The sequence below is a fragment of the Pseudomonas sp. BIGb0558 genome, from assembly GCF_024807515.1.
GTDB classification, from domain to species: domain Bacteria; phylum Pseudomonadota; class Gammaproteobacteria; order Pseudomonadales; family Pseudomonadaceae; genus Aquipseudomonas; species Aquipseudomonas yamanorum_A.
Window position 1 is genome coordinate 246,822 of record NZ_JANUEW010000001.1, and the last position, 24,915, is coordinate 271,736.

Annotated in this window: 27 protein-coding genes and 1 pseudogene; 17 read left to right on the top strand and 11 right to left on the bottom strand. The window is 62.1% G+C overall.

Annotated features, from left to right (window positions below; translation table 11 throughout):
* Positions 1-113: 113 nt before the first annotated feature.
* The gene (locus tag M2400_RS01115) at positions 114-749 is read left to right on the top strand and encodes a C40 family peptidase (RefSeq protein WP_177043889.1); all 636 of its coding nucleotides are present in this window, start codon (positions 114-116) and stop codon (positions 747-749) included.
* Between the two features lie 173 nt (positions 750-922).
* Here M2400_RS01115 and M2400_RS01120 read toward each other — a convergent pair whose 3' ends face one another.
* On the bottom strand, positions 923-1,957 hold the full coding sequence (locus M2400_RS01120; RefSeq protein ID WP_259195563.1) for a type IV pilus twitching motility protein PilT: 1,035 nt from the start codon (positions 1,955-1,957) through the stop codon (positions 923-925).
* A gap of 57 nt (positions 1,958-2,014) precedes the next feature.
* On the opposite strand from M2400_RS01120, the gene M2400_RS01125 reads away from it, so the two are divergent.
* The 9 genes from M2400_RS01125 (at position 2,015) to M2400_RS01165 (ending at position 8,652) form a co-directional block, all read left to right on the top strand.
* Positions 2,015-2,701, top strand: a complete 687-nt coding sequence (locus M2400_RS01125) for a YggS family pyridoxal phosphate-dependent enzyme (RefSeq protein ID WP_177079246.1) — start codon at positions 2,015-2,017, stop codon at positions 2,699-2,701.
* Between the two features lie 33 nt (positions 2,702-2,734).
* Positions 2,735-3,553, top strand: a complete 819-nt coding sequence (gene proC, locus M2400_RS01130) for a pyrroline-5-carboxylate reductase (protein WP_010167692.1) — start codon at positions 2,735-2,737, stop codon at positions 3,551-3,553.
* 24 nt (positions 3,554-3,577) lie between these two features.
* On the top strand, positions 3,578-4,165 hold the full coding sequence (locus tag M2400_RS01135; RefSeq protein WP_177043870.1) for a YggT family protein: 588 nt from the start codon (positions 3,578-3,580) through the stop codon (positions 4,163-4,165).
* Between the two features lie 128 nt (positions 4,166-4,293).
* Entirely contained in the window at positions 4,294-5,433 is a 1,140-nt protein-coding gene (locus M2400_RS01140) for a homoserine O-acetyltransferase (RefSeq protein WP_026077845.1), read from the top strand.
* 7 nt (positions 5,434-5,440) lie between these two features.
* The gene (gene metW, locus M2400_RS01145) at positions 5,441-6,061 is read left to right on the top strand and encodes a methionine biosynthesis protein MetW (RefSeq protein WP_010167698.1); all 621 of its coding nucleotides are present in this window, start codon (positions 5,441-5,443) and stop codon (positions 6,059-6,061) included.
* Positions 6,062-6,082: 21 nt separating this feature from the next.
* Positions 6,083-6,517, top strand: a complete 435-nt coding sequence (locus M2400_RS01150) for a DUF4426 domain-containing protein (protein WP_010167700.1) — start codon at positions 6,083-6,085, stop codon at positions 6,515-6,517.
* The gene (gene rdgB, locus M2400_RS01155) at positions 6,514-7,110 is read left to right on the top strand and encodes an RdgB/HAM1 family non-canonical purine NTP pyrophosphatase (RefSeq protein ID WP_177043868.1); all 597 of its coding nucleotides are present in this window, start codon (positions 6,514-6,516) and stop codon (positions 7,108-7,110) included. Before M2400_RS01150 ends, rdgB begins: the two co-directional genes overlap by 4 nt.
* Complete coding sequence (hemW, locus tag M2400_RS01160; protein WP_259195562.1) at positions 7,107-8,309, top strand: radical SAM family heme chaperone HemW; 1,203 nt, start codon at positions 7,107-7,109, stop codon at positions 8,307-8,309. Before rdgB ends, hemW begins: the two co-directional genes overlap by 4 nt.
* Positions 8,310-8,328: 19 nt before the next feature.
* Positions 8,329-8,652, top strand: a complete 324-nt coding sequence (locus M2400_RS01165; protein ID WP_003213776.1) for a DUF3392 domain-containing protein — start codon at positions 8,329-8,331, stop codon at positions 8,650-8,652.
* Between the two features lie 138 nt (positions 8,653-8,790).
* On the opposite strand, the gene trmB is transcribed toward M2400_RS01165, so the two are convergent.
* The 4 genes from trmB to M2400_RS01185 all read right to left on the bottom strand — a co-directional run bounded on the left by trmB (position 8,791) and on the right by M2400_RS01185 (position 11,035).
* The gene (gene trmB, locus M2400_RS01170; RefSeq protein WP_259195561.1) at positions 8,791-9,516 is read right to left on the bottom strand and encodes a tRNA (guanosine(46)-N7)-methyltransferase TrmB; all 726 of its coding nucleotides are present in this window, start codon (positions 9,514-9,516) and stop codon (positions 8,791-8,793) included.
* 9 nt (positions 9,517-9,525) lie between these two features.
* Complete coding sequence (locus M2400_RS01175) at positions 9,526-10,320, bottom strand: thiazole synthase (protein WP_259195560.1); 795 nt, start codon at positions 10,318-10,320, stop codon at positions 9,526-9,528.
* A 65-nt stretch (positions 10,321-10,385) separates the two neighbouring features.
* Positions 10,386-10,586 carry a sulfur carrier protein ThiS gene (thiS, locus tag M2400_RS01180; protein ID WP_010167710.1) on the bottom strand — a complete coding sequence of 67 codons (201 nt, stop codon included), beginning with the start codon at positions 10,584-10,586 and terminating at the stop codon, positions 10,386-10,388.
* A gap of 71 nt (positions 10,587-10,657) precedes the next feature.
* The gene (locus M2400_RS01185) at positions 10,658-11,035 is read right to left on the bottom strand and encodes a DUF423 domain-containing protein (protein WP_003213781.1); all 378 of its coding nucleotides are present in this window, start codon (positions 11,033-11,035) and stop codon (positions 10,658-10,660) included.
* Between the two features lie 74 nt (positions 11,036-11,109).
* On the opposite strand from M2400_RS01185, the gene mtgA reads away from it, so the two are divergent.
* On the top strand, positions 11,110-11,832 hold the full coding sequence (mtgA, locus tag M2400_RS01190) for a monofunctional biosynthetic peptidoglycan transglycosylase (protein ID WP_177043864.1): 723 nt from the start codon (positions 11,110-11,112) through the stop codon (positions 11,830-11,832).
* 210 nt (positions 11,833-12,042) lie between these two features.
* Here mtgA and rpoH read toward each other — a convergent pair whose 3' ends face one another.
* The 4 genes from rpoH to ftsY all read right to left on the bottom strand — a co-directional run bounded on the left by rpoH (position 12,043) and on the right by ftsY (position 16,123).
* The gene (gene rpoH, locus M2400_RS01195; protein ID WP_003176698.1) at positions 12,043-12,897 is read right to left on the bottom strand and encodes an RNA polymerase sigma factor RpoH; all 855 of its coding nucleotides are present in this window, start codon (positions 12,895-12,897) and stop codon (positions 12,043-12,045) included.
* Between the two features lie 129 nt (positions 12,898-13,026).
* On the bottom strand, positions 13,027-14,049 hold the full coding sequence (gene ftsX, locus M2400_RS01200) for a permease-like cell division protein FtsX (protein WP_177043863.1): 1,023 nt from the start codon (positions 14,047-14,049) through the stop codon (positions 13,027-13,029).
* The gene (gene ftsE / locus M2400_RS01205) at positions 14,046-14,717 is read right to left on the bottom strand and encodes a cell division ATP-binding protein FtsE (protein WP_003213784.1); all 672 of its coding nucleotides are present in this window, start codon (positions 14,715-14,717) and stop codon (positions 14,046-14,048) included. Before ftsE ends, ftsX begins: the two co-directional genes overlap by 4 nt.
* Positions 14,714-16,123, bottom strand: a complete 1,410-nt coding sequence (ftsY, locus tag M2400_RS01210) for a signal recognition particle-docking protein FtsY (protein WP_259195559.1) — start codon at positions 16,121-16,123, stop codon at positions 14,714-14,716. Before ftsY ends, ftsE begins: the two co-directional genes overlap by 4 nt.
* 231 nt (positions 16,124-16,354) lie before the next feature.
* Between ftsY and M2400_RS01215 the strand changes: the two genes are divergently transcribed.
* The 4 genes from M2400_RS01215 to M2400_RS01230 all read left to right on the top strand — a co-directional run bounded on the left by M2400_RS01215 (position 16,355) and on the right by M2400_RS01230 (position 21,058).
* Positions 16,355-17,710 (top strand): pitrilysin family protein, encoded by a 1,356-nt coding sequence (locus tag M2400_RS01215; protein ID WP_177043861.1) that lies wholly within the window; start codon positions 16,355-16,357, stop codon positions 17,708-17,710.
* Positions 17,703-19,193 carry a pitrilysin family protein gene (locus M2400_RS01220; protein WP_177043860.1) on the top strand — a complete coding sequence of 497 codons (1,491 nt, stop codon included), beginning with the start codon at positions 17,703-17,705 and terminating at the stop codon, positions 19,191-19,193. The genes M2400_RS01215 and M2400_RS01220 overlap by 8 nt, the downstream gene beginning before the upstream one ends.
* On the top strand, positions 19,193-19,810 hold the full coding sequence (rsmD, locus tag M2400_RS01225) for a 16S rRNA (guanine(966)-N(2))-methyltransferase RsmD (RefSeq protein ID WP_177112478.1): 618 nt from the start codon (positions 19,193-19,195) through the stop codon (positions 19,808-19,810). Before M2400_RS01220 ends, rsmD begins: the two co-directional genes overlap by 1 nt.
* Positions 19,811-20,062: 252 nt before the next feature.
* The gene (locus M2400_RS01230) at positions 20,063-21,058 is read left to right on the top strand and encodes a hydrolase (protein ID WP_259195557.1); all 996 of its coding nucleotides are present in this window, start codon (positions 20,063-20,065) and stop codon (positions 21,056-21,058) included.
* 120 nt (positions 21,059-21,178) lie between these two features.
* Here the strand turns inward: M2400_RS01230 and M2400_RS01235 are convergent.
* Positions 21,179-22,034, bottom strand: a pseudogene (locus tag M2400_RS01235) (sulfurtransferase).
* Positions 22,035-22,073: 39 nt separating this feature from the next.
* A complete protein-coding gene (locus tag M2400_RS01240; protein ID WP_003213791.1) occupies positions 22,074-22,745 on the bottom strand; it encodes a TetR/AcrR family transcriptional regulator in 672 nt (223 codons plus the stop codon).
* A gap of 147 nt (positions 22,746-22,892) precedes the next feature.
* Here M2400_RS01240 and M2400_RS01245 point away from each other — a divergent pair, with 147 nt between their 5' ends.
* Together M2400_RS01245 and M2400_RS01250 are read left to right on the top strand one after the other, a co-directional pair.
* Positions 22,893-24,320, top strand: coding sequence for a coniferyl aldehyde dehydrogenase (locus M2400_RS01245; protein WP_259195556.1), 1,428 nt, complete (start codon positions 22,893-22,895; stop codon positions 24,318-24,320).
* A gap of 28 nt (positions 24,321-24,348) precedes the next feature.
* Entirely contained in the window at positions 24,349-24,894 is a 546-nt protein-coding gene (locus M2400_RS01250; RefSeq protein ID WP_177043855.1) for a twin-arginine translocation pathway signal protein, read from the top strand.
* Positions 24,895-24,915 lie beyond the last annotated feature (21 nt).

Below are 24,915 nucleotides of genomic sequence, written 5' to 3' on the forward strand. Positions count from 1 at the left end.
CAATTCGTCACGATTTTCCTGAATTTGACCCCAAGGTTCAGTCGACAAACGGCCTGAGAAAGACACAAAAAGCTGTTATAAAGTTGCGCGCAAACCAAAAAGAGCCACGCCTAATGCGACCATTTTTCAAGACATGGCTAACCATTTGCCTATTAATGCCACTGGCCGCCCACGCCACCAATCGTGAGCAACGTCTTCCAGAAGTTAACGGTTTCACCCCTAAAGCTCACGCTGCCACCAGCTCCGCCAAATCGGTAAAGCTGACCGTGAAGCGCCCGACTCAACTGAGCAAGGCCCACGGTAAAACAGCTCCAGGGCTGATGGCCGTCAACACCAAGCAAAGCAGCAACGTCCTCAGCCGCGCCGTTAACGTGCTCGGTACTCCTTATCGTTGGGGCGGCAGCAGCCCAAGTAAAGGGTTCGACTGCAGCGGTTTGGTGAAATATGCGTTTAACGACGTAAAAGCCGTGGATTTGCCGCGCACCTCCAACGCCATGGCCGCTGGCCACGGGCTGAAGGTTGAGCGCAAGGATTTGAAGCCGGGTGACCTGTTGTTCTTCAAACTGAAGAGCCGCCAGGTGAACCACGTTGCCATCTACCTGGGCAACGACCGCTTCATCCACGCACCGCGTCGTGGCAAAGCGGTCAGCATCGATACGCTGAAGAAGCCGTTCTGGGACAAGAACTACGTGATTGCCAAGCGTGTCCTGCCTAAAGAACAGAATAATCTGCGGATTGTGCAGCGCTGATCTGAGGCTGATGTGGGAGCTGGCTTGCTGTGGTGAGCGGGCTTGTGTGGGAGCTGGCTTGCCTGCGATAGCATCACCGCGGTGTGACTGATACACCGGGGTGCCTGCATCGCGGGCAAGCCCGGCTCCCACATAAGCCAGTCCTGCATTAAATGTTCATCGTCCAAGCGATCTCAAATATCCCCAGGCACCCTCGCCTTCTCCCGGGCATGCTCCCGGCTGATCAGCCCCTGGCTGACCAACGCCTTCAAGCTCATATCCAGCGTCGTCATCCCCAGCGCCCCGCCGGTCTGGATCGCCGAGTACATCTGCGCCACCTTGTCCTCGCGGATCAGGTTACGGATTGCCGGCGTGCCGAGCATGATTTCGTGAGCCGCCACCCGCCCGCCGCCGACTTTCTTCACCAGCACCTGGGACACCACCGCCTGCAATGACTCCGAGAGCATCGAGCGGACCATGGCCTTTTCCCCGGCCGGAAATACGTCCACCACCCGATCCACGGTTTTCGCCGCTGACGTGGTGTGCAACGTGCCAAACACCAGATGCCCGGTTTCCGCCGCTGTCAGCGCCAGGCGGATAGTCTCGAGGTCGCGCAATTCCCCCACCAGAATCACATCCGGGTCCTCCCGCAATGCCGAACGCAGGGCGGTCGAGAAACTGTGGGTGTCGCGATGCACCTGCCGCTGGTTGATCAGGGCATTTTTCGGTTGGTGGATGAACTCGATCGGATCCTCAAGGGTGAGGATGTGCTGGCGGCGATGGGTATTGAGGTAATCGATCATCGCTGCCAGGGTCGTGGACTTGCCTGAACCGGTGGGCCCGGTGACCAACACCAGCCCCCGGGGCAAGTCTGCGATGCGCCGGAACACCTCGCCCAACCCCAGGCCCTCCAGGCTTTGCACCGTTGACGGAATGGTCCGAAACACCGCGCCCATGCCCCGGTGCTGCTGAAACACATTCACCCGGAACCGCGCCACCTCGGGCAACTCGAAGGCAAAATCCGTTTCAAGAGATATTTCGAAATCCTTTTGCTGCTGATTGTTGAGTAAAGGGCTGAGCAACTCCGCCACTTGCGCAGGCTCGAGCACCGGCCAGTCGAAGGGCCAGACTTCGCCATCGACTCGCAACATCGGCGCCAACCCGGCCGACAGATGCAGGTCCGAGGCCCGCAGGCGCACGCCGGCGGCCAGCAGTTCAGTGATATCCATAGGGCTTTCCATTTCCAGTAGAATGCCGCGGACTCCATATCCACGGGCGCAACTTGAATGTCGACCATAGCAGACAACATCAGCCTGGTTTCCGAGCGGATCCGTGCAGCGGCCGAGGCCTCGCAGCGCGACGCTGATAGCGTGCACCTGCTGGCCGTGAGCAAGACCAAACCGGCACACGCCGTGCGCGAAGCCCATGCCGCGGGGATGCGAGACTTTGGCGAGAACTATCTGCAGGAAGCCCTGGGCAAACAGGCCGAATTAACCGACCTGCCCTTGAGTTGGCACTTCATCGGCCCCATTCAATCGAACAAGACTCGTGCGATCGCCGAGAACTTCGCCTGGGTGCATTCCGTGGACCGCCTGAAAATCGCACAACGCCTGTCCGAGCAACGCCCGGCCGACCTGCCACCGCTGAATATCTGCATCCAGGTCAATGTCAGTGGCGAAGCCAGCAAGTCCGGCTGTACACCCGCCGACCTGCCCGCCCTGGCCGAAGCCATCAGCGCCCTGCCGCGCCTGAAGCTGCGCGGCCTGATGGCGATCCCCGAGCCCACCGACGACCGTGCAGAACAGGACGCGGCCTTCGCTACCGTGCGCGACCTGCAAGCGAGCCTGAACCTGGCGCTCGACACACTTTCCATGGGCATGAGCCATGACCTTGAGTCAGCCATCGCCCAAGGGGCCACCTGGGTGCGGATCGGTACCGCCCTGTTTGGTGCCCGCGACTACGGCCAGCCGTGAAATGGCTGACATCCATCTGAGTAAGGACCTGTCATGAGCAACACGCGTATTGCCTTTATCGGTGCCGGTAACATGGCGGCCAGCCTGATCGGCGGCCTGCGGGCCAAGGGCCTGGAAGCACAACAGATTCGCGCCAGCGACCCGGGCGCCGACACCCGCGCCCGCGTCAGCGCCGAGCACGGTATCGAAACCTTCGCCGACAACGCACAAGCGATTGAAGGCGTGGACGTGGTGGTGCTGGCGGTCAAGCCGCAAGCCATGAAAGCCGTGTGCGAAAGCCTGCGCCCAAGCCTCAAGCCCCATCAATTGGTGGTGTCCATCGCCGCCGGCATCACCTGCGCCAGCATGAACAACTGGTTGGGCGCCCAGCCGATCGTGCGTTGCATGCCCAACACCCCGGCGCTGCTGCGCAAGGGCGTGAGCGGTTTGTACGCCACCCGCGAAGTGACCGCTGCGCAGCGCGACCAGGCACAAGAGCTGCTGTCCGCCGTGGGCATCGCCCTGTGGCTGGAACAGGAGCAGCAACTGGACGCGGTCACCGCCGTGTCCGGCAGCGGCCCGGCGTATTTTTTCCTGCTGATCGAAGCCATGACCGCCGCCGGCGTGAAACTGGGCCTGCCCCACGAAATCGCCGAGCAACTGGCCGAGCAAACCGCCCTGGGCGCCGCGAACATGGCAGTCGGCAGCGATGTCGATGCCGCCGAGTTGCGTCGTCGCGTGACCTCGCCGGGCGGCACCACGCAGGCCGCCATCGAATCGTTCCAGGCCGGGGGCTTTGAAGCCCTGGTGGAAAAAGCACTGGGTGCCGCAGCACATCGTTCGGCCGAAATGGCCGAGCAGCTGGGCAAATAGTCGTCCCCAACATAGGAATCAAACATGCTCGGAATCAATGACGCTGCCATTTTCATCATCCAGACCCTGGGCAGCCTGTATCTGCTGATCGTGCTGATGCGTTTTATCCTGCAACTGGTGCGGGCGAACTTCTACAACCCGCTGTGCCAATTCGTGGTGAAGGCTACGCAGCCGTTGCTCAAGCCACTGCGTCGGGTGATCCCGAGCCTGTTCGGCCTGGACATGTCGTCGCTGGTGTTGGCGCTGCTGCTGCAGATCCTGCTGTTCGCGGTGATCCTGCTGCTCAACGGCTACCAGGCCACCACGCTGCTGTTGCTGCCGTGGGCCTTGATCGGGATCTTCTCGCTGTTCTTGAAGATCATTTTCTGGTCGATGATCATCAGCGTAATCCTCTCGTGGGTCGCTCCAGGCAGCCGCAGCCCGGGTGCCGAGTTGGTGGCGCAGATCACTGAGCCGGTACTGGCACCGTTCCGTCGCCTGATTCCGAACCTGGGCGGCCTGGATATCTCGCCGATCTTCGCGTTTATCGCGATTCAGTTGCTGCAAAGCTGGGTGATTCCACGTCTGGCGTTCTATGCATTCATGCCCAAAGAACTGTTCGGTCTGATCTGATAGTTGGAAGGCAAGGGAGCTTGCTCCCTTGCCCCAAAAAACTCTAAAAACACCAGCCGCCGGCCTTTGCTTGCCGCTGGGTGCAGCGGTCTTTAGACTTACGCCTCATTTAAACGAGAGCAGGGTCGATGCCAGCTGCCTTCCCCCCCGATTCTGTTGGACTGGTCGTGCCCCAAGTGGCGCACTTCAGCGAACCGCTGGCCCTGGCCTGCGGCCGTTCGCTGCCCGCCTACGACCTGATCTATGAAACCTACGGCCAACTGAACGCCACCGGCAGCAATGCCGTGCTGATCTGCCACGCCCTGTCCGGCCATCACCACGCTGCGGGCTTCCACAGCATGGATGAGCGCAAGCCTGGCTGGTGGGACAGCTGCATCGGCCCCGGCAAGCCCATCGACACCAACAAGTTCTTCGTGGTCAGCCTGAACAACCTCGGCGGCTGCAACGGCTCCACCGGCCCCAGCAGCCTCAACCCGGAAACCGGCAAGCCGTTTGGTGCCGACTTCCCGGTATTGACCGTGGAAGACTGGGTGCACAGCCAGGCGCGCCTGGCCGACGTACTGGGCATCGCCCAATGGGCCGCCGTTATCGGCGGCAGCCTGGGCGGCATGCAGGCACTGCAATGGACCATCACCTACCCGGACCGCGTGCGCCATTGCCTGGCCATCGCCTCGGCCCCCAAGTTGTCGGCGCAGAACATCGCCTTCAACGAAGTGGCGCGCCAGGCGATCCTCACCGACCCCGAGTTCCACGGCGGTTCGTTCCAGGAAGCGGGCGTGATCCCCAAACGCGGGCTGATGCTGGCGCGGATGGTCGGGCACATCACCTACCTGTCGGATGACTCCATGGGCGAGAAATTCGGCCGTGGCCTCAAGAGCGAAAAGCTCAACTACGACTTCCACAGCGTCGAGTTCCAGGTCGAGAGCTACCTGCGTTATCAGGGCGAGGAGTTTTCCGGACGTTTCGACGCCAACACCTACCTGCTGATGACCAAGGCCCTGGACTACTTCGACCCGGCGGCGAACTTCGACGATGACCTGGCGCGCACCTTCGAGGCGGCAACCGCCAAGTTCTGCGTGATGTCGTTCACCACCGACTGGCGCTTCTCCCCGGCCCGCTCGCGGGAACTGGTGGATGCACTGATGGCCGCCAAGAAAGACGTCTGCTACCTGGAGATTGATGCACCGCAGGGCCATGACGCCTTTCTGATCCCGATCCCGCGTTACCTGCAGGCCTTCAGCAACTACATGAACCGAATCGCACTGTGAGAACGCCATGAGAGCCGACCTGGAAATCATCCAAGACTGGATCCCCGCCGGCAGCCGCGTGCTCGACCTGGGTTGCGGCGATGGCGAACTGCTGAGCTGGCTGCGCGACAACAAGCAAGTCACCGGCTATGGCCTGGAAAACGACCCGGACAACATCGCCCAGTGCGTGGCCAAGGGCATCAACGTGATCGAGCAGGACCTGGACAAGGGCCTGGGCAACTTTGCCAGCAACAGCTTCGACATCGTGGTCATGACCCAGGCGCTGCAAGCCGTGCATTACCCGGACCGGATCCTCGACGAAATGTTGCGCGTCGGCCGCCAGTGCATCATCACCTTCCCCAATTTCGGTCACTGGCGCTGCCGCTGGTACCTGGCCACCAAGGGCCGCATGCCGGTGTCGGACTTCCTGCCGTACACCTGGTACAACACGCCGAACATCCACTTCTGCACCTTCGAAGACTTCGAAGCCCTGTGTGGCGAGCGTGATGCCAAGGTCATCAACCGCCTTGCCGTCGATCAACAGCACCGTCACGGCTGGGCGAGTAAGCTATGGCCTAACCTGTTGGGTGAGATCGGGATCTACCGGGTCAGCAGCCCGGGCCTGACGGACCACCAGATTGCCGTCTAACCATATTCAAGGAGGACGATCATGAGTCGCCTGGCTGTTTTTCTACTCACTGCCTGCCTGGGCGTCAGCGCCATGGCCGCGGACGTTATCGACCCCAATCGCCAGAAAGATTTCGGCGACATCACCGTGCACTACAACACCTTCACCTCCAGCTTCCTGCAGCCGGATGTGGCCCAGGCCGTTGAGCTGGTGCGCAGCAAGAACAAGGGCGTGATCAATGTGTCGGTGATCAAGGGCGTCACGCCCGTGGTTGCCCAGGTAACAGGCACGGTCAAGGACCTGAGCGGCAAGAGTGAGATGCTGACCTTCAAGCAGATCACCGAGAAGGGTGCGATTTACTACCTCGCCCAGTACTCCGTGCCGCAGCAGGAAGTACGAATTTTCACGATCAACGTTGAAACCGGCGGCAAAGCCCACGGTTTCAGTTTCAACCAGGAACTGTTTCCGGCCGAATGATGAACCTCACACAACTCGTACTGGCCAGTCATAACGCTGGCAAACTCAAAGAACTCCAGGCCATGCTCGGCCAGTCGGTGCAACTGCGTTCGATTGGCGAGTTCAGCCAGGTAGAGCCGGAAGAGACCGGCCTGTCATTTGTCGAGAACGCCATCCTCAAGGCCCGCAATGCCGCGCGCATTTCCGGCCTGCCGGCACTGGCCGACGATTCGGGGCTGGCGGTGGACTTCCTGGGCGGTGCGCCGGGCATCTATTCCGCACGCTATGCCGATGGCAAAGGCGACGCAGCCAACAACGCCAAGCTGCTGGACGCCCTCAAGGACGTGCCGGACGCGATGCGTGGCGCGCAGTTCGTCTGCGTGCTGGCCCTGGTGCGTCACGCCGATGACCCGCTGCCGATCCTGTGCGAAGGCCTGTGGCACGGGCGCATCCTGCACGCGGCCAGCGGTGAACACGGTTTTGGTTATGACCCGCTGTTCTGGGTGCCGGAGCGCAATGTCTCCAGCGCCGAACTGAGCCCGGCCGACAAGAACCAGATCAGCCACCGCGCCCGCGCAATGGATTTGCTGCGCCAGCGTCTGGGCCTGAAATGACCCAGAACACCTCCGCGCAGCCACTGATTCACGGTGGCGCGCAAACACCTCGGGCGGCCCTGCCTCACCTGCCGCCCCTGGCGCTGTACATCCACATCCCGTGGTGCGTGCGCAAATGCCCTTATTGCGACTTCAACTCCCACACCGCCAGCAAGGTGCTGCCGGAAGAAGAGTACGTCGACGCATTGCTGGCCGACCTCGATCAGGACCTGCACGCGGTGTATGGCCGTGAGCTGAGTTCGATCTTCTTCGGCGGCGGCACGCCGAGCCTGTTCAGCGCTGCTGCACTGGGCCGACTGCTCAAGGGCGTGCAAGCGCGCATCCCGTTTGCCGGCGACATCGAAATCACCCTGGAAGCCAACCCCGGCACCTTCGAACAAGAGAAGTTCGTGGCGTACCGCAAGCTGGGGATCAATCGGCTGTCGATTGGTATCCAGAGTTTCCAGCAGGAAAAGCTTGAGGCCCTGGGCCGCATCCACAACGGTGACGAAGCCGTGCGTGCCGCCGGCATGGCGCGCCAGGCCGGGTTCGACAACTTCAACCTGGACCTGATGCACGGTTTGCCCGATCAGTCCCTGGACGACGCCCTGGGCGACCTGCGCCAGGCCATCGCCCTCAAGCCCACGCATTTATCCTGGTACCAACTGACCCTGGAGCCCAACACGGTGTTCTGGAACCAGCCGCCTGTGCTGCCGGAAGACGACACCCTGTGGGACATCCAGGAAGCCGGCCAGGCGCTGCTCGCCGAGCACGGTTACGCGCAGTACGAAGTCTCGGCCTACGCCCAACCGGGCCGGCCGGCGCGGCATAACCTGAATTACTGGAGCTTCGGCGACTTCATCGGCATCGGTGCCGGCGCCCACGGCAAGCTCAGCCACCCGGACGGGCGCATCGTGCGTACCTGGAAAACCCGGGCGCCGAAGGACTACCTCAACCCGGCGAAAAACTACCAGGCCGGCGCGAAAGAACTGACCAACGAAGAGTTACCGTTCGAGTTCCTGATGAACGCCCTGCGCCTGACCGATGGTGTCGAAGCGAAGCTTTACGCGGAGCGTACCGGCCTGGACCTGGCCAGCCTCGATGAAGCCCGTAAGGATGCCGAACAAAGTGGCTTAATGCAGGTCGAACCGTCACGCCTGGCGGCCACCGACCGCGGGCAACTCTTTCTCAATGACCTGCTGCAGAAGTTTTTGAGCTGATTGCTCTTAAGGAAATCGAATGGATTTGGTACTCGATCTACTCGCCACCGTGTCCCGCTGGAGCCGTAGCAACCTGTCGGAAATATCCCTGGCGCTCGTCGGCTGCCTGCTGGTGCTGTTTGGCGCCGACATCAAGGGCTGGGTCGAAGCGCGGTTGGGCAGCATTGCGGGTGCGCTGCGCGTACCGCTGATGGCGCTGGTGTGCATGATCGGCAGCGGGGCCGCGTTGATCTATGCCACGCCGTGGATTGTTCGCGGGTTGAGCCAGTTCAATAACTACAGCCTGGCGCCGGTGCTGTTGGTGGTGCTGGTGTTGATTGGGGTTGTGGCGGATCGCCGCTGACGCCGACTCAGCACAAAACAAAATGTGGGGGCTGGCTTGCCTGCGATGCAGACACCTCGGTGTATCAGTGATACCGAGGTGATGCTATCGCAGGCAAGCCAGCTCCCACAGTTGATTGTGTTATTGGCTTCGAGCTAATCAGTCCAGCTTCTCGAACTTCAAATCCCAAACCCCATGCCCGAGTCGCTCGCCGCGACGTTCGAACTTGGTGATCGGCCGCTCGGCCGGGCGCGGGACGCATTTGCCGTCTTCAGCCAGGTTGCGGTAGCCCGGGGCTACATCCATCACTTCCAGCATGTATTCGGCATACGGTTCCCAGTCGGTGGCCATGTGCAGGATGCCGCCCACTTTCAGCTTGCTGCGCACCAGTTCCGCGAAGGAAGCCTGGACGATGCGGCGCTTGTGGTGGCGGCTCTTGTGCCATGGGTCCGGGAAGAACAGCATCAGGCGGTCGAGGCTGTTGTCGGCGATGCAGCGGTTGAGCACTTCGATTGCGTCGCAATCGTAGACCCGCAAGTTGGTCAGGCCTTGAGTCAGCACGCCGTTAAGCAGCGCGCCGACACCTGGGCGGTGTACTTCAACCCCGATAAAGTCCTGTTCCGGCGAAGCTGCGGCCATTTCCATCAGGGAATGGCCCATGCCGAAGCCGATTTCCAGGGAGCGTGGCGCCGAACGGCCGAACACCTGGTCGTAATCCACCGGCTCATCCACCAGCGGCAGGACGAACAGCGGCGTGCCCTGCTCCAGGCCCTTTTGCTGGCCTTCGGTCATGCGACCGGCGCGCATCACAAAACTCTTGATGCGGCGGTGCTTGGACTCGTCGCCTTCTTCCAGGGTGTTCGGCGTTTCGTTTGATTCAGTCATCAATGGCTCTTACTTGATCAGACCATCCAGCGGCGAGGAGGCGCTGGCGTAAAGTTTTTTCGGCATGCGCCCGGCGAGGTACGCCAGGCGGCCCGCGACGATCGCGTGGTTCATGGCTTCAGCCATCATGATCGGTTGCTGCGCGTGGGCGATGGCCGAGTTCATCAGCACTGCATCACACCCCAGCTCCATGGCGATGGTGGCGTCGGAGGCAGTGCCTACGCCCGCATCCACCAGTACCGGGATCCTGGCTTCTTCGAGGATGATCTGCAGGTTGTACGGGTTGCAGATGCCCAGACCGGAACCGATCAGGCCGGCCAGCGGCATCACCGCGATGCAGCCGATTTCGGCCAACTGACGAGCAATGATCGGATCATCACTGGTGTAGACCATCACGTCGAAGCCTTCCTTGACCAGGGTCTCGGCGGCCTTGAGGGTTTCGATCACGTTGGGGAACAGAGTTTTCTGGTCGGCCAGCACTTCCAGCTTCACCAGGTTGTGGCCGTCGAGCAGCTCACGGGCCATGCGGCAGGTGCGCACGGCCTCGATGGCGTCGTAGCAGCCGGCCGTGTTCGGCAAGAAGGTGTAGCGATCCGGCGACAACACTTCGAGCAGGTTCGGCTCGCCTTCGATCTGGCCGAGGTTGGTGCGGCGCACGGCGAAGGTGACGATCTCGGCACCCGAGGCTTCGATGGCCAGGCGGGTTTCTTCCATGTCGCGGTACTTGCCGGTACCGACCAGTAGACGGGACTGGAAGGTCCGACCGGCCAGGACGAAAGGCTTGTCGCTACGAACGATGCTCATGGGAAATCCTCGAAATGGGGTGAGGTTCTGCAGAATGCGGGTTGGCGCCCTTGAGCGCCGGGCGGCTAGCCGCCGCCGATGGCGTGGACCACTTCGACCTGGTCACCTTCGGTGAGCGCGGTCTCGGCGTGCTGGCTACGCGGGACGATATCCTGGTTGAGCTCCACTGCAACGCGGCGTCCGGTCAGGTCCAGACGGGTCAGCAGGGCCGCAACGGTTTCACCGTCGGGCAGTTCAAAGGATTCGCCGTTCAACTGAATGCGCATGCCACGGGCCGCCATCGTTTTTAGGGGCCAGCATTCTAGCGTGATTGGCGTTGCCGGCCCAAGCCCCTTGGTCAGGCAGCCTGCAAGCGCCACGCAGCGAGGCCCAGGAAGAACCAGCCCAGCAGGAACGCCAGGCCACCAAACGGGGTGATGATGCCGAGCTTGCTGATGCCGGTCATGGTCAGCACATACAGGCTGCCGGAAAACAGCAGGATGCCCACGGCAAAGGACACGCCCGCCCACGTCACCAGGCGGCCCGGAATATGCGCCGCCAGCAGCGCCACGCCGAACAGCGCCAGGGTGTGCACCAACTGGTAAGTCACGCCGGTGTGGAAAATCGCCAGGTATTCGGCGCTCAGGCGGTTTTTCAGGCCGTGGGCGGCAAACGCGCCAAGGGCAACGCCGGTGAAACCGAAAAAGGCAGCCAGCATCAGAAAGCCACGCAACATGAGGAACTCCAGTCAGACTCGGTGGGCAGGGTCTGTATAATGGCCCGCTCAACGGGTTCGGCCAAGCCATCTCTATGCTGCGTCTCCTCTTCAAGCGTTTTCTCAAAGTCCTCAAGTGGTTTGCCATTGGCAGTGTGCTGCTGGTGCTGCTGTTCCGTTTCGTGCCGCCGCCGGGGACCGCGCTGATGGTTGAGCGCAAGGTCGAGTCCTGGGTCGATGGCGAGCCGATTGACGTACAGCGCACCTGGGTGCCGTGGGACCAGATCTCCGACGAACTGAAAGTGGCGGTGATGGCCGGCGAAGACCAGCGCTTCCCGCAGCATTGGGGTTTTGACTTCGGCGCGATCCAGGCGGCACTCCAGCATAACGAGCGCGGCGGCTCGATTCGGGGCGCCAGCACCTTGAGCCAGCAGGTGTCGAAGAACCTGTTCCTGTGGACGGGCCGCAGTTATTTCCGCAAGGGCCTGGAGGCCTGGTTTACCGGGCTGATCGAGATTTTCTGGTCCAAGCAGCGAATTCTTGAGGTGTACCTCAATAGCGTGGAGTGGGATGAAGGCGTGTTCGGCGCCGAAGCGGCGGCGCGGCATCACTTTGGCGTGAGCGCCAAGGCGCTGACCCGCCAGCAGGCCAGCTATCTGGCGGCGGTGTTGCCTAACCCGCGGGTGTGGAGTGCCAGCCATCCAACGTCGTATGTCGCGCGACGGGCCGCGTGGATTCGCCAGCAGATGAGTCAGTTGGGTGGCGACGGTTACCTGAATGAGTTGAACAACTCGCGCAAAGCCCCCTGGTCCGACTGACACACCACTGCGGCCTCCCAACATTCTCGTCGTAGCAGCTGTCGAGCCTTGGCGAGGCTGCGTGGGCCACGCCGCAGTCTTCAATACCGCGTCGCGCCTGACGCAGCCTCGCCAAGGCTCGACAGCTGCTACGAGGGCGTAAGGCAACTTGCGCATACAAAAATGCCCCGATCTCTCGATCGGGGCATTTTTTTGTCACCTCGCAGCTGTTTAGGCCGCGATCGACAGTTTCAGCTTGTTCATCGCACTCTTCTCGAGCTGACGAATCCGCTCAGCCGACACGTTGTACTTCTGCGCCAGGTCGTGCAGCGTGGCTTTTTCTTCTGCCAACCAACGTTGGTAGAGGATGTCACGGCTGCGGTCGTCCAGCACTTCCAGCGCTTCGTGCAGGTTGTGGTTGGAGTTGTCGCTCCAGTCGGCGTCTTCCAGTTGACGCGCCGGGTCGTACCGGTGGTCTTCCAGGTAGTTGGCCGGCGATTGGAAAGCGCTGTCGTCGTCCGCTTCGGCGGCCGGGTCGAAGGCCATGTCATGGCCGGTCAGGCGACTTTCCATCTCGCGCACTTCACGGGGTTCAACGCCAAGGCTTTCGGCCACGCGATGCACTTCTTCGTTGTTCAGCCACGCCAGACGCTTCTTCTGGCTGCGCAGGTTGAAGAACAGTTTGCGCTGGGCCTTGGTGGTCGCGACTTTCACGATGCGCCAGTTGCGCAGGATGAACTCGTGGATTTCCGCCTTGATCCAGTGCACGGCAAACGACACCAGGCGCACACCCATTTCCGGGTTGAAGCGCTTTACAGCTTTCATCAGGCCAACGTTGCCTTCCTGAATCAGGTCAGCCTGGGCCAGACCGTAGCCGCTATAGCTACGGGCGATATGTACGACAAAACGCAGGTGGGCGAGCACCATCTGCCGAGCCGCCCCCAAATCCTGCTCATAGTAGAGACTCTCGGCCAGTTCACGCTCCTGCTCGGGCGTCAGCAATGGAATGCTGTTGACCGTGTGCACATAGGCCTCCAGGTTCGCACCCGGGACCAGAGCATAAGCAGGTTGCAAAGAAGTGGTCATACGAAAAAACCTCCGACTCACATAACTCGTGCAGTTCAGCACTGCGAAAATTGACCGGGAACCGTAGGACAAGTTCCCTAAACCACTGATACGGTCAATACAAACGAAACCACATTACCTTGACATTAACTACTTCGGCGCCAGCTCACGTAAATGCCGTGCGACCGCAATCCAAGCACCGATATACCCCAAGAGCACTGCCCCAAGCAACAATGACAGACCGTCGGCTGCCGGCACGCCGGCCAGGGCGAAATCACTGCCGTACAAGCCGGCGAGCCCTACCACCGCGTCGTTCAGCCAGTTCAGGCCAAAAGCCAGCACGCCCCAGGACAAAATCCCCGCACCGAAGCCATAAAGCGCGCCCATGTACAGAAATGGACGACGCACATAGCTGTCCGTGCCGCCGACGAGTTTAATCACTTCTATCTCGGTGCGGCGGTTTTCAATATGAAGACGAATGGTATTGCCTATCACCAAAAGTAATGCAGACACCAGCAACACCGTCAGGCCGAACACAAACCGGTCACCCAGCTTGAGGATCGCGGCCAGCCGCTCTACCCAGACTAGATCAAGTTGTGCCTGCTGGACCTTCGGCAGCTCTGCGAGTTTTTGTCGCAGGGCTTCCAGGGTCGTCTTGTCGACTTCATTCGGGGTGACCAGCACCACGCCCGGCAGCGGGTTTTGCGGCAACTCCTTGAGCGCCTCGCCCAGGCCGGACTGTTGCTGGAACTCTTCCAGGGCTTGATCGCGGCTGATGTATTCAGCCTCGGCCACACCCGGGAGGCCTTTGATCTCGTCCCGCAGGGCCTCGCCGTCTTTGGCGCTGGCATCCAGGTTCAGGTACAGGGAAATCTGCGCCGCCCGCTGCCACGAGCCGCCCAGGCGCTCGACGTTATTCAGCAGCAGCGACAACCCCATCGGCAGGCTCAAGGCCACGGCCATGACGAGGCAGGTGAAGAAGCTGCCGATCGGCTGTTTGCCCAGGCGGCGCAGGCTGTCTACCAGGCTGGCGCGGTGGCTTTCAATCCAGGCGTGCACCAGGGTGCCGAAGTCCGGGCCGTCGTCTTCGTCGCGTTTTTTCTTCTGTGGCTGCGGGTCGGCCGGTTTTGGCGCAACGCGCTCGGAAACCTTCGGGCTGCGTGTCGCACTCATACCCCAGCCTCCCCGTCGCCGATCAGGCGGCCGCGTTGCAGGGTGAGCATGCGGTGGCGCATGCGGGCGATCAATGCCAGGTCGTGACTGGCGATCAGCACGCTGGTGCCCAGGCGGTTGATGTCTTCGAACACGCCCATGATTTCGGCGGCCAGGCGCGGGTCAAGGTTACCGGTGGGTTCGTCCGCCAGCAGCAAGGCCGGGCGATGCACGATGGCGCGGGCGATGCCGACGCGCTGTTGCTGGCCGGTGGACAGGTCGCCCGGGTAGAGGTCGGTCTTGTCCGACAGCGCAACGCGCTCCAGGGCCGAATCCACGCGCTTGACGATTTCGGCCTTGGACAGGCCGAGAATCTGCAACGGCAAGGCGATGTTGTTGAACACCGTGCGATCGAACAGCAGCTGGTGATTCTGGAACACTACGCCGATCTGGCGGCGCAAAAACGGAATCTGCGCGTTGCTGATGGTTGCCAGGTCCTGGCCCGCCAGCAGCAGTTTGCCGGTGGTTGGGCGTTCCATGGCCAGCAGCAGGCGCAACAAGGTACTTTTACCGGCACCCGAATGGCCGGTCACAAACAAGAATTCGCCGCGACGCACCCGGAAACTCAGCTCATGCAAGCCGACATGCCCGTTGGCGTAGCGTTTACCGACCTGTTCGAAACGAATCATGAACGCTCCCGCTCGGCAAACAGTGCCTGTACAAAGGGTTCGGCTTCAAAAGTGCGCAGGTCGTCGATGCCTTCACCGACGCCGATATAACGAATCGGCAACCCGAACTGCTTGGCCAGGGCGAAGATCACGCCGCCTTTGGCCGTGCCGTCGAGCTTAGTCAATGCCAGGCCGGTCAGCTGAACCGTCTGGTGGAATTGTTTGGCCTGGCTGATGGCGTTCTGGCCGGTACCGGCGTCCAGCACCAGCAGCACCTCGTGGGGCGCGTCGGCGTCGAGCTTGCCGATCACGCGGCGCACTTTCTTCAGCTCTTCCATCAGGTTGTCTTTGGTGTGCAGGCGACCGGCGGTATCAGCGATCAGCACATCGATGTTGCGCGCCTTGGCGGCCTGCACCGCGTCGAAGATCACCGAGGCCGAATCGGCGCCGGTGTGCTGGGCGATGACCGGGATCTTGTTGCGCTCGCCCCAGACCTGCAGTTGCTCCACGGCGGCGGCACGGAAGGTGTCACCGGCGGCGAGCATGACTTTCTTGCCTTCCAGTTGCAGCTTTTTGGCCAGCTTGCCGATGGTGGTGGTCTTGCCGGCGCCGTTGACGCCAACCACCAGGATCACAAACGGCTTTTTCTGCGTATCGATGACCAGCGGCGCTTCCACCGGCTTGAGCATATTGGCCAGTTCGGCCTGCAGCGACTTGTAGAGCGCATCGGCGTCGGTCAGTTGCTTGCGCGCGACCTTCTGGGTCAGGCTCTGGATGATCACGGCGGTGGCTTCGACGCCCACGTCGGCGGTCAGCAGACGGGTCTCGATGTCTTCCAGCAACTCGTCATCGATGGTCTTCTTGCCCAGGAACAGGCTGGCCATGCCTTCGCCAATGCTGGCGCTGGTCTTGCTCAGGCCTTGCTTGAGGCGGGCAAAGAAGCCGGTCTTGCCGACTTCGGCGGGCGCGGCAGGCTCTTCGATGATCGCCGGCTCGGCAACCACGACCGGAACGGGCTCGGCGGCAACCGGTGCAGGCGCTTCAACCACAGGCGGCGCTTCAACCACGACAGCCACGGGCTCGACAACGGCCGGAATCGGCGGCGTCACGTGTTCGGCCTGCTCGTCTTCAACCAACGCAACGGGCTCTTCCGCCACAGGCAACACCAGCCACGGCTCAGGCGCAGGTTCTGGTTCTGGCTCTGCCTCAACCACCGGCTGCAACACCGGCTCGGCCATCGGCAACACCACCGGGGCCGGTGTTTCGGCAACCGGTTCGGCTTCTACTATGGATTCGGGGATCGGCTCGGCTTGAACCTGCGGCTGTTCGACGACGGTTTCCTGCGGCTTTTTGCGCAGCCATCCGAACAGGCCTTTTTTCTCGCCAGCCGCAGCTGGGGTCTTCTTGTCGTCGTTGGAACCAAACATGGAGACGGCTATCTCAAGGTAGCGACGCGCCAGGGGGCGCGCCGGTAAATAAAATTCGATGCGTAACAGACTGTTTTTTAGCCAGCTCGTTCATGCGCAACATTTTGAAGGCCAAAATAGGGCCTCAACAAGACAGCCGCAGTGGCCGTCCCTAGGTCGGATCAGTATCCTAGCACCTCCTCGCCCGCCGACGCTAAGACCAAGCGGGCAGTCCAACAGGTTTAAAAACGAATGAATGCTCTAGCCCGCCGCGCCGCAGGCCTGCTGCTCAGCACAGTTTGTCTGCCCCTTTCAGCTTTGGCTGCCGACCCACAACCCACCCACGAATTCACCCTGGACAACGGCCTCAAGGTGGTCGTGCGCGAAGACCATCGCGCCCCGGTGGTGGTTTCCCAGGTCTGGTACAAAGTGGGCTCCAGCTACGAAACCCCGGGCCAGACCGGTTTGTCCCACGCCCTGGAACACATGATGTTCAAGGGCAGCGCCAAGGTCGGCCCAGGCGAAGCCTCGTTGATCCTGCGTGACCTGGGCGCCGAAGAAAACGCCTTCACCAGCGATGACTACACCGCCTATTACCAAGTGTTGGCCCGCGACCGCCTGGGCGTCGCCTTCGAGCTCGAAGCCGACCGCATGGCCAGCCTGCGCCTGCCGGCCGACGAGTTCAGCCGCGAGATCGAGGTGATCAAGGAAGAGCGCCGCATGCGCACCGACGACAACCCGATGTCCAAAGCCTACGAGCGCTTCAAGGCCATGGCCTACCCCGCCAGCGGCTACCACACGCCGACCATCGGCTGGATGGCCGACCTGGACCGCATGAAGGTAGAAGAACTGCGCCACTGGTACCAATCCTGGTACGTGCCGAACAACGCCACGCTGGTGGTGGTGGGCGACGTGACCCCGGATGAGGTCAAAGCACTGGCCCAACGCTACTTCGGCCCGATTCCCAAGCGCGACGTGCCGCCGGCGAAAATCCCGCTGGAACTGGCCGAGCCCGGCGAACGCCTGCTGACCCTGCACGTACAGACCAAACTGCCGAGCGTGATCCTGGGTTTCAACGTGCCGAGCCTCGCCACCGCTGAAGACAAACGCTCGGTCAACGCCCTGCGCCTGATCTCGGCGCTGCTGGACGGCGGCTACAGCGCACGCATCTCGACGCAACTGGAGCGCGGTGAAGAACTGGTATCCGGCGGTTCGTCGAGCTACGACGCCTACACCCGCGGTGACAGCCTGTTCACCCTGACCGCCACACCGAACCTGCAAAAGAAAAAGACCGTTGCCCAGGCTGAAGCCGGCCTGTGGCGCCTGCTGGATGAACTGAAGGCCAAGCCACCGAGCGCTGAAGAACTGGAACGCATCCGCGCCCAGGTCATCGCCGGCGTGGTTTACCAGCGCGACTCGATCACCAGCCAGGCCACCGCCATCGGCTCCCTGGAGACCGTCGGCCTGTCCTGGAAACTCATGGACACCGAGCTTGCCGAGCTGCAAAGCGTCACCGCCGAAGACATCCAGAAAGCTGCACGCACCTACTTCACCCGCGAACGTCTCAGCGTCGCCCATGTCTTGCCTGAGGAGACCGCTCATGAGTGAACGTAAAAACAACCGCCTGGTGCTGCCCGGCCTGATCGTGGTCACTTTGGCTGCCGCGTGCGCGGTGTATTTCCTGCGCCCCAGCGAATCCGTGGCCAGCCAGGCGCTGGAGCAGGCCAAGTCGGCCAACAAGCTGCAATCGTTGGCCGAGCTGGACGACAAGGCACCCACCAACCGCAAGCTCGACGTGCAAACCTGGACCACCGCCGAAGGCGCCAAGGTGCTGTTCGTCGAAGCCCATGAACTGCCGATGTTCGACATGCGCATCCTGTTTGCCGCCGGCAGCAGCCAGGACGGCAACACCCCGGGCCTGGCGTTGTTGACCAACGCGATGCTCAACGAAGGCGTGCCGGGCAAGGATGTCAGCCAGATTGCCGCCGGTTTCGACGGCCTGGGGGCGGATTTCAGCAATGGTGCCTACCGCGACATGGCGCTGGTTTCCTTGCGCAGCCTGAGTGCCAGCGACAAACGCGATGCGGCCCTGGCGTTGTTTGACGACGTGATCGGCAAGCCGACCTTCCCGGCCGACTCCCTGGCGCGAATCAAGAACCAGTTGCTGGCCGGCTTTGAATACCAGAAGCAGAACCCCGGCAAACTGGCGAGCATCGAGCTGTTCAAGCAGCTCTATGGCGACCACCCTTACGCCCACCCGAGCGAAGGCAACGCCGAGAGCGTGCCGAAGGTGACCCTCGCGCAGTTGAAGGACTTCCACGCCAAGGCCTACGCCGCCGGCAACGCCGTGATTTCTGTAGTCGGCGACTTGACCCGCGCCGAAGCCGAAGCCATGACCGCCAAGGTTTCCGCGTCCCTGCCTAAAGGCCCGGCGCTGGCGAAAATCGCCCAGCCGGTGGAACCAAAGGCGGGCACCACGCATATCGAGTTCCCGTCCAAGCAAACAACCCTGCTGCTGGCACAACTGGGCATCGACCGTGCCGATCCGGATTACGCCGCGCTGTCCCTGGGCAACCAGATCCTCGGCGGCGGCGGCTTCGGTACCCGCTTGATGAGTGAAGTTCGCGAAAAACGCGGCCTGACCTACGGCGTATACTCCGGTTTCTCACCGATGCAGGTGCGCGGCCCGTTCATGATCAACCTGCAAACCCGCGCCGAAATGAGCGCCGGTACGCTGAGACTGGTACAGGACGTGCTGGCCGACTACCTCAAGACCGGTCCGACACAAAAGGAACTCGACGACGCCAAGCGTGAACTGGCCGGCAGCTTCCCGCTGTCCACCGCGAGCAACGCCGACATCGTCGGGCAGCTGGGCGCCATGGGTTTCTACAACCTGCCGCTGAGCTACCTGGAAGATTTCATGAAACAATCCCAGGCGCTGACCGTTGATCAGGTCAAAGCTGCTTTGAACAAACATTTGAGTGCCGACAAGATGGTCATCGTGACCGCCGGCCCGACGATTGCGCAAAAGCCACTACCGCCCCCCACAGATAAACCCGCCGAGCAACCGCTCGGGGTTCCGGAGCATTAATGGCCCGTCCATCCCGTCCCAAAAAACCTGTCCACAACGTTCATAACGGTGTGGGCCAACTGCGCATCATTGGTGGTGAATGGGGCAGCCGCAAACTGAGCTTCCCCGACGTCGTGGGCCTGCGCCCGACGCCAGACCGCGTGCGTGAAACCCTGTTCAACTGGCTCGCGCCGTATATCGCCGGGGCCAAGGTGCTGGACCCGTTCGCGGGCAGCGGCGCGCTGTTCCTGGAGTCGCTGTCCCGTGGCGCCGCATTGGGCCAGGCGCTGGATGCCAGCAACGTTGCGGTGGCCAGCCTCAAGGAGCACCTGGGCACCCTGCGTTGCACCACCGGCCAGGTGCAGACCGCCGATGCGCTTCGCTATCTGGAGACCCAGGAAGCCCGCGAGTTTGACGTGGTGTTCCTGGATCCGCCGTTTAACCAGAACCTGCTGCCGACCGTTTGCGCGCTGCTGGAAGAGCGCCAGTGGTTGGCGCCGGATGCCTGGATCTACACTGAAAGCGAGACTGCACCGTCGACGCTGGGCCTGCCGGGCACGTGGCGCCTGCACCGGGAGCAGAAGTCCGGGCGGGTGTATTACGCGTTGTGGCAACGTACGACGGCAGACGCCGCCTAAGCTCCTGAACCTGTGGCGAGGGAGCTTGCTGTGGCGAGGGAGCTTGCTCCCGCTGGGCTGCGCAGCAGCCCCAAAGCAGGCGACCGGGTTTCCTGAGAGACTGATGGGTTAGCGTTTAGGGCCGCTTCGCAGCCCAGCGGGAGCAAGCTCCCTCGCCACAGCAAGCTCCCTCACCACAGCAAGCGCCTCACCACAGCAAGCTCCCTCGCCACAGGTTGCTCATCCGCCCTGCCATACGCCGCGAGAACCATCGTGTCAAAAACGCCCGACCGCTTCACCCCCGCCTTCGGCCTCGGCAACCCGCACCTGCAAACACTGTGGGGTCCGCTGTGGCGCAAAACCACCCACATCGAACGCCAGCGTGAGCGCCTGTGGCTGGCCGACGGCGACTTTCTCGACCTCGACTGGCATGGGCCTCACGACGCGCAAACACCATTGGTGCTGGTCCTGCATGGCCTGACCGGCTCGTCCAACTCGCCTTACGTGGCCGGCCTGCAAAAAGCCCTGGCGGCTCAAGGCTGGGCCAGCGTGGCGCTGAACTGGCGTGGCTGTTCCGGCGAACCCAACCTGCTCGCCCGCAGCTACCATTCCGGCGCCAGTGAAGACCTGGCCGAAACCATCGCTCACTTGCGGGCCAAGCGCCCGCTGGCGCCGCTGTATGCGGTGGGTTATTCACTTGGCGGGAATGTGCTGCTCAAGCACCTGGGCGAAACCGGCGAAGCCTCCGGGTTGCAAGGCGCGGCAGCGGTGTCGGTGCCGTTTCGCCTGGATCAGTGCGCCGATCGCATTGGTCTCGGTTTTTCACGGGTTTATCAGAAGCATTTCATGCGCGAAATGCTGGCCTATATTCGCGTCAAGCAGAGCCGGTTTCTGAAGGATGGCCGCGAGGCAGGCCTGAAAACCCTGGCCGACCTGGGTTCGCTGGAGAAGATGCGCACGTTCTGGGACTTCGACGGCCGCGTCACCGCGCCGCTGCACGGTTTCCTCAGCGCCGAGGACTACTACCGCCGCGCCTCCAGCCGCTATTACCTGGGGGCGATTCGCACGCAAACCCTGATCATCCAGGCCGCTGACGATCCGTTCGTGTTCGCCCACAGCCTGCCGGAGGCCAGCGAACTGTCGGATTGCACCGAGTTCGAGCTGCTGGCCAAGGGCGGGCATGTGGGGTTTGTGGATGGCACGTTGAAGCAGCCCGGTTACTACCTGGAACGGCGCATCCCAGAGTGGCTACTGACACAACGCCGATAAAACTGTGGGAGCTGGCTTGCCTGCGATGGCGGTATATCAGCCAACAAATAGGTGGCTGATATACCGCCATCGCAGGCAAGCCAGCTCCCACAGTTTTTATCCAGATGAATCAGGTGAGACTCAGTCGCCTGTTGCAACTTCCCGCTTAGGATCAGTGATCCACTCGCTCCACGACCCCGCATACAGCTTGCCCAACGGATAACCCGCCAGGCACAGGGCGAACAGGTTGTGGCAGGCCGTCACGCCCGAGCCGCAGTACGCCACCAGCTCATCCGGCGAGCGGTCTTGCAGTTTGGCGGCAAAGCGTTGCTTGAGCTGCTCGGCCGGCAGGAAACGTCCGTCGCCACCAAGGTTTTCATTGAACGCCGCACATTGCGCGCCCGGAATATGCCCGGCAACCGGGTCAATCGGCTCCACGTCACCGCGAAAACGCGGCTGGGCGCGGGCGTCGATCAGGGTCAGGCCGGGTTGGCCGAGGCGTTTTTGCAGGTGTTCGGCGTCCAGTAGCAAGTGGTTGTCCGGCTTGCCGCTGAAGGCGCCGGGCTCAATCACCGGCGCGTCCAGGCTCAGGGGGAAACCCGCCGAGTGCCAGGCTTTCAGGCCGCCATCGAGGATGAAAACCCCATCACGCTTGCCCAGCCAGGCCAGCAGCCACCAAGCGCGGGCGGCGTAGGCACCGGGGCCGTCATCATACAAAACGATATCGCTGTCGGCGTTAACGCCCCATGCCTGCAGTTGCTGGATAAACGCATCCGGCGCCGGCAGCGGATGGCGGCCGGTCACACCCTTGGTCACCGGCCCGCTGAGGTGGCGTTCCAGATCCGCATACTGCGCCCCTTCGATATGCCCTTCGGCGTAGCTACACAGGCCGTAATCCGGGTCTTCCAGGGCAAAGCGGCAATCAAGGATCACCAGCCCGCCGGCCTTCTGGCCGCTCGGCCAGTTGCTGGGGGCTGATCAGTTGGGCAAGCGGCATGACTGACTCCTGTGGCGACGTTAGCGTTCGGGAAACATCCTACTTCACTTCTTCCAGCGCCTGATTCAACGGCACATAAAACTCTTTGAACAGCGCATCCACCGCATCCTTGGCCTTGGGCGTGATAAACCCGGCCTCCAGCACCAGCACCTGGTACACACCGCGTTTGATCGCCTCGGCGCTCAGGTGGGTGGACTTTTCATTGGTGGTGCACAGGAAACGCACCCACGAGGTAAGGATGATCCAGGCGTTGAGGGTCAGCGCTTCGGTTTGCACCGGGTCCATGTTCAGGATGCCCGCATCGACAAACCCCTGGTAGATGGCGGCGCCCTGGATCAGGCAGCGCTGGGAAAACCGCCGGTAGCCGGTGGCCAGTTCCGGGTCGCTTTCCAGCAGGTGTTCGAGGTCGCGGTGCAGGAAGCGGTAGCGCCACATGCCGGCCAGCACGGCCTGCAGGTAGAAGCGCTTGTCTTCCACGGTCACCGCGCGGCCCTGGGGCGGGCGCAGGAAACTGTCCACCAACGCTTCGTACTCACGAAACAGCACCGCGATAATCGCCTGCTTGTTGGGGAAGTGGTAGTACAGGTTGCCCGGGGAAATTTCCATATGGGCAGCGATATGGTTGGTGCTGACACTGCGCTCGCCCTGCTGGTTAAACAGCTCCAGGCTGGTTTGCACAATGCGCTCGCTGGTCTTTACTCGTGGTGCCATGGGAAATCAACTTCTAGACCCGTGATGGCGGCATCTTACGGACTATCCTTGTCCGGATAAATCGGCACGTTCGTGCAATGTTATTTGACAATTTAGAGCAATGACTCTAAAAACTGAAGCATTCCAATAACAATCGGGAACTTCGCCATGTCTGCCAACGTTGCCTACCTGCAAGATTCCCAGGCGCTGGACCAGCTCCAGGCCCTGTACGACGCTCAACGCCGGGCCTACGCGGCCAACCCGATGCCGCCGGTGGCCCAGCGCCAGCAGTGGCTCAAGGCCCTGCGCGACCTGCTGAGCGATGAGCGCCAGGCGCTGATCAACGCCATCAGCAGTGATTTCAGCCACCGCAGCGCCGACGAAACCCTGTTCGCCGAACTGATGCCCAGCCTGCATGGCATTCACTACGCCAGCAAACACCTCAAGGGCTGGATGAAACCTTCCCGTCGCGCTGTAGGCATTGCCTTCCAGCCCGCGTCAGCCAAGGTCATCTATCAGCCGCTGGGGGTGGTCGGGGTGATCGTGCCCTGGAACTATCCGCTGTACCTGGCCATCGGTCCGCTGGTGGGCGCCCTGGCGGCCGGCAACCGGGTAATGCTCAAGCTCAGCGAATCCACCCCCGCCACCGGCCAGTTGCTCAAGGCCCTGCTGGCGAAGATCTTTCCCGAAGACCTGGTGTGCGTGGTGCTCGGCGAAGCGGAAGTCGGCATGGCGTTTTCCAAGTTGCGCTTCGATCACCTGTTGTTCACCGGCGCCACCAGCATCGGCAAGCACGTGATGCGCGCGGCGGCCGAACATCTCACCCCGGTGACCCTGGAACTGGGCGGCAAATCACCGGCGATTGTTTCCGCCGACGTGCCGCTCAAGGACGCCGCCGAACGCATCGCCTTCGGCAAGGCCCTGAATGCCGGGCAAACCTGCGTGGCGCCAGACTACGTGCTGGTGCCGGAAGACCGTGTAGACGGCTTCGTCGAGGCCTACAGCAAGGCGGTTCGCGGGTTCTATCCGACCCTGGCCGACAACCCGGACTACACCGCCATCATCAACGAACGACAGTTGGCCCGGCTCAACGGCTACGTGAAAGACGCCACCGACAAGGGTGCCACCCTGGTCCCGCTGTACGACCAGGGCCAGGAACGGCGCATGGCCCACAGCCTGCTGCTGAATGTCAGCGACGACATGACCGTGATGCAGGACGAGATCTTCGGCCCGGTGCTGCCGATCGTGCCCTATCGCGGCCTCGACCAGGCTTTCGCCTACATCAATCAGCGCCCTCGCCCACTGGCGCTGTATTACTTCGGCTACAACAAGGCCGAACAGAACCGCGTACTGCACGAGACCCATTCCGGCGGCGTGTGCCTGAACGACACCCTGCTGCACGTGGCCCAGGACGACATGCCCTTCGGCGGCATCGGCCCGTCGGGCATGGGCCACTACCACGGCCACGAGGGTTTCCTGACCTTCAGCAAGGCCAAGGGCGTGCTGATCAAGCAACGCCTGAACGCGGCCAAGCTGATTTACCCGCCCTACGGCAAATCCATCCAGAAGTTGATCCAGAAGCTGTTCGTCCGCTAACAACCCCAGCACCGGGATAACAATAAGAATGAACCCTAGCCTGACTGAATCACCCGCGCTGTCACGGCGCGGCGTACTGAAACTCGGCCTGTGCGCCAGCGCCTTCCTGGCCACCGCCGGGCTGGGTGCCAGCCTCAGTGGCTGCTCCAGCAGCACCCCGGCCAGCGGCTTTGCGATGCTGCGCAGCAGTGACCTGCCGTTTCTGCGGGCGGTGATTCCGGTGCTGCTGGAGGGCGCAGCCAGCGCCGAAGTGGTGGTGGCCGGCATCGACGACACCCTGAAAAAACTCGATTTCAGCCTGCAGCACCTGTCGCCCGAGATGTTCAAGCTCACCCAGCAACTGTTCGACGTACTGGGCATGGCCGTCACCCGCGGGCCGCTGACCGGCGTGTGGGGCAGCTGGGAAAACGCCAGCGCCGAGCAGATCCGCAATTTCCTGCACCGCTGGGAAAACAGCTACCTCAACCTGCTGCGCATGGGCCAGGGCTCGCTGCTCAAGCTGGTGATCATGGCCTGGTATTTCCGCCCCGAGTCCTGGGCGCATTGCGGTTACCCCGGCCCACCGAAAATCTGATTCGCATCCCTATAAAAACAA

Excerpts from the sequence above, each read along its gene's own strand:
- M2400_RS01115 (WP_177043889.1), top strand. The coding sequence starts at position 114 with ATGCGACCATTTTTCAAGACATGGCTAACCATTTGCCTATTAATGCCA.
- M2400_RS01120 (WP_259195563.1), bottom strand. The coding sequence starts at position 1,957 with ATGGATATCACTGAACTGCTGGCCGCCGGCGTGCGCCTGCGGGCCTCG.
- M2400_RS01125 (WP_177079246.1), top strand. The coding sequence starts at position 2,015 with ATGTCGACCATAGCAGACAACATCAGCCTGGTTTCCGAGCGGATCCGT.
- proC (WP_010167692.1), top strand. The coding sequence starts at position 2,735 with ATGAGCAACACGCGTATTGCCTTTATCGGTGCCGGTAACATGGCGGCC.
- M2400_RS01135 (WP_177043870.1), top strand. The coding sequence starts at position 3,578 with ATGCTCGGAATCAATGACGCTGCCATTTTCATCATCCAGACCCTGGGC.
- M2400_RS01140 (WP_026077845.1), top strand. The coding sequence starts at position 4,294 with ATGCCAGCTGCCTTCCCCCCCGATTCTGTTGGACTGGTCGTGCCCCAA.
- metW (WP_010167698.1), top strand. The coding sequence starts at position 5,441 with ATGAGAGCCGACCTGGAAATCATCCAAGACTGGATCCCCGCCGGCAGC.
- M2400_RS01150 (WP_010167700.1), top strand. The coding sequence starts at position 6,083 with ATGAGTCGCCTGGCTGTTTTTCTACTCACTGCCTGCCTGGGCGTCAGC.
- rdgB (WP_177043868.1), top strand. The coding sequence starts at position 6,514 with ATGATGAACCTCACACAACTCGTACTGGCCAGTCATAACGCTGGCAAA.
- hemW (WP_259195562.1), top strand. The coding sequence starts at position 7,107 with ATGACCCAGAACACCTCCGCGCAGCCACTGATTCACGGTGGCGCGCAA.
- M2400_RS01165 (WP_003213776.1), top strand. The coding sequence starts at position 8,329 with ATGGATTTGGTACTCGATCTACTCGCCACCGTGTCCCGCTGGAGCCGT.
- trmB (WP_259195561.1), bottom strand. The coding sequence starts at position 9,516 with ATGACTGAATCAAACGAAACGCCGAACACCCTGGAAGAAGGCGACGAG.
- M2400_RS01175 (WP_259195560.1), bottom strand. The coding sequence starts at position 10,320 with ATGAGCATCGTTCGTAGCGACAAGCCTTTCGTCCTGGCCGGTCGGACC.
- thiS (WP_010167710.1), bottom strand. The coding sequence starts at position 10,586 with ATGCGCATTCAGTTGAACGGCGAATCCTTTGAACTGCCCGACGGTGAA.
- M2400_RS01185 (WP_003213781.1), bottom strand. The coding sequence starts at position 11,035 with ATGTTGCGTGGCTTTCTGATGCTGGCTGCCTTTTTCGGTTTCACCGGC.
- mtgA (WP_177043864.1), top strand. The coding sequence starts at position 11,110 with ATGCTGCGTCTCCTCTTCAAGCGTTTTCTCAAAGTCCTCAAGTGGTTT.
- rpoH (WP_003176698.1), bottom strand. The coding sequence starts at position 12,897 with ATGACCACTTCTTTGCAACCTGCTTATGCTCTGGTCCCGGGTGCGAAC.
- ftsX (WP_177043863.1), bottom strand. The coding sequence starts at position 14,049 with ATGAGTGCGACACGCAGCCCGAAGGTTTCCGAGCGCGTTGCGCCAAAA.
- ftsE (WP_003213784.1), bottom strand. The coding sequence starts at position 14,717 with ATGATTCGTTTCGAACAGGTCGGTAAACGCTACGCCAACGGGCATGTC.
- ftsY (WP_259195559.1), bottom strand. The coding sequence starts at position 16,123 with ATGTTTGGTTCCAACGACGACAAGAAGACCCCAGCTGCGGCTGGCGAG.
- M2400_RS01215 (WP_177043861.1), top strand. The coding sequence starts at position 16,355 with ATGAATGCTCTAGCCCGCCGCGCCGCAGGCCTGCTGCTCAGCACAGTT.
- M2400_RS01220 (WP_177043860.1), top strand. The coding sequence starts at position 17,703 with ATGAGTGAACGTAAAAACAACCGCCTGGTGCTGCCCGGCCTGATCGTG.
- rsmD (WP_177112478.1), top strand. The coding sequence starts at position 19,193 with ATGGCCCGTCCATCCCGTCCCAAAAAACCTGTCCACAACGTTCATAAC.
- M2400_RS01240 (WP_003213791.1), bottom strand. The coding sequence starts at position 22,745 with ATGGCACCACGAGTAAAGACCAGCGAGCGCATTGTGCAAACCAGCCTG.
- M2400_RS01245 (WP_259195556.1), top strand. The coding sequence starts at position 22,893 with ATGTCTGCCAACGTTGCCTACCTGCAAGATTCCCAGGCGCTGGACCAG.
- M2400_RS01250 (WP_177043855.1), top strand. The coding sequence starts at position 24,349 with ATGAACCCTAGCCTGACTGAATCACCCGCGCTGTCACGGCGCGGCGTA.